This is a genomic window from Dokdonella sp. (genome assembly GCF_051958935.1).
Classification (GTDB): Bacteria; Pseudomonadota; Gammaproteobacteria; order Xanthomonadales; family Rhodanobacteraceae; genus Dokdonella_A.
Genome location: NZ_JBQCFP010000118.1, coordinates 1 through 2,174 on the forward strand (window position 1 = coordinate 1; position 2,174 = coordinate 2,174).

3 protein-coding genes are annotated in these 2,174 nt (G+C 64.8%); all 3 read right to left on the reverse strand.

The window, feature by feature from the left end; all coding sequences use genetic code 11:
- On the reverse strand, positions 1-416 hold a 416-nt coding region (locus tag ACTHK2_RS11500), incomplete at its 3' end, for a 2Fe-2S iron-sulfur cluster-binding protein (protein ID WP_440245852.1).
- 106 nt (positions 417-522) lie between these two features.
- Positions 523-1,833, reverse strand: a complete 1,311-nt coding sequence (gene nuoF / locus ACTHK2_RS11505; protein ID WP_440245853.1) for an NADH-quinone oxidoreductase subunit NuoF — start codon at positions 1,831-1,833, stop codon at positions 523-525.
- Positions 1,834-1,932: 99 nt separating this feature from the next.
- The coding region (locus tag ACTHK2_RS11510; RefSeq protein WP_440245854.1) for an NAD(P)H-dependent oxidoreductase subunit E at positions 1,933-2,174 on the reverse strand (242 nt) is incomplete at its 5' end.

The following is a 2,174-nucleotide window of genomic DNA, read 5'->3' on the forward strand; positions in this document are numbered from 1 at the left end:
CGCGACACCGAGCGGCCGTAGCCGACCGACAGGTCCTGCAATTCGCACTCGCCGCCCTGGTCGCAGATCGGGCAGTCGAGCGGATGGTTGATGAGCAGGAACTCCATCACGTTGCGTTGCGCGGAGAGCGCGCGCTGCGACTGCGTCTGGATCTTCATGCCGTCGGCGACCGGCGTCGCGCACGCGGGCTGGGGTTTCGGCATCGGCTTGCCGCCCATCTCCACTTCGACCATGCACATGCGGCAGTTCGCGGCAATCGGCAGCTTCTCGTGATAGCAGAAGCGCGGAATCGCGATGCCGGCCTTGTCGGCCGCGGCGATGATCATGGAATTCTTCGGCACGACCATCGACCGGCCGTCGATCTCGATCGTGACGTGGTCCGGCGGCACGCCGGGTGCGGCGGGTTGAGCGCTCATGCTGAAGCCTCGAAGCTTGAAACGCGGAGCACGCCGGTCGCGCGCAGGAAGCGATGGCTCACCTGCGTGCGCTCCATGTGTTCCGTGCTGAGATGCGTTCCGTGATTCATGCCGCGGCCTCGACCGGCGCCTCGATGATCGAGCGGCCGTTGCGGATGAAGTACTCGAATTCGTTCCAGTAGTGGCGCAGCATGCCCTGCACCGGCCAGGCCGCAGCCTCGCCGAACGCGCAGATCGTGTGGCCTTCGATCTGGCCGGCGGCGGCCTTGAGCACGTCGAGGTCGCCGAGTTCGGCCTTGCCTTCGACGATGCGCGTGAGCATGCGGTACATCCAGCCGGTGCCTTCGCGGCACGGCGTGCACTGTCCGCACGACTCGGCGTAGTAGAAGCGCGCGATACGCTGGCACGCACGCACCATGCAGGTCGTGTCGTCCATGACGATGACCGCGCCGGAACCGAGGCCGGAACCGGCCTTCTGGATCGCGTCGTAATCCATCGTCAACTCCATCATCGTCTCGCCCGGCAGCACCGGCATCGACGAACCGCCCGGGATGACCGCCTTGAGCTTGCGGCCGTTGCGCACGCCGCCGGCCATCTCGAGCAGGTCCTTGAACGGCGTGCCGAGGCGGATCTCGTAGTTGCCCGGCCTCGCGACGTGGCCGGACACCGAGAAGATCTTCGGGCCGCCGTTGTTCGGCTTGCCGAGGTTGAGGAACCAGTCGGCGCCCTTGTTGAGGATCGCCGGCACCGACGCATAGGTTTCGGTGTTGTTGATCGTCGTCGGCCGGCCGTACAGGCCGAAATTGGCCGGGAATGGCGGCTTGAAGCGCGGCTGGCCCTTCTTGCCCTCGAGCGATTCCATAAGCGCGGTCTCTTCGCCGCAGATGTACGCGCCCGCGCCGAGCGCGTTGAAGATGTCGACGTCGATGCCGCTGCCCTGGATGTTCTTGCCGAGCAGGCCGGCCGCGTATGCATCCTTCAGCGCCTGTTCGATGTGCTCGAACGGCTCGTGGTGGAATTCGCCGCGCAGGTAATTGTAGGCGACGGTCGATCCGGTCGCGTAGCAGGCGATCGCGAGGCCCTCGACGACCGCGTGCGGATTGAAGCGCAGGATGTCGCGATCCTTGCATGTGCCCGGTTCCGATTCGTCCGAGTTGCAGAGGATGTACTTCTGCATCGTGCCCTTCGGCATGAACGACCACTTGAGCCCGGTCGGAAAGCCCGCGCCACCACGGCCACGCAGGCCGCTCTTCTTCACCTCGTCGATGATCGACGCCGGGTCGGGCTTCTCGGCGAGGATCTTCTTCCACGCCTTGTAGCCGTCGACCTTCAGGTAATTGTCGAGCGTCCACGGCTGCTCGAAATGCAGCGTGGTGTAGACGACCTGGTGTTCCTGCGGTGCGGGACCGTATGCCATGGTGTGCTTCGCTTCGTGTCCTGTAGGAGCGGCTCCAGCCGCGATTCGAATTTCGGATCGCCGGTAAAGGCAGCGCGGCTGAGGCCGCTCCTACATGTCCTATTTCAGTTCGTCGAGGATCCGGTCGACCTTCTCGATCGTCAGGTTCTCGTGGTAGTGGCCGTTCACGACCATCATCGGCGCGCCGCAACAGGCGGCCAGGCACTCTTCTTCCCTCTTGAGGTAGACGCGCCCGTCCTTGCTGCTCTCGCCGAGCTTGATGCCGTACTTCTGCTCGCAGTGGCGCACGATGTCCTCGGCGCCGTTGAGCCAGCACGAGATGTTCGTGCAGATCGCGACGT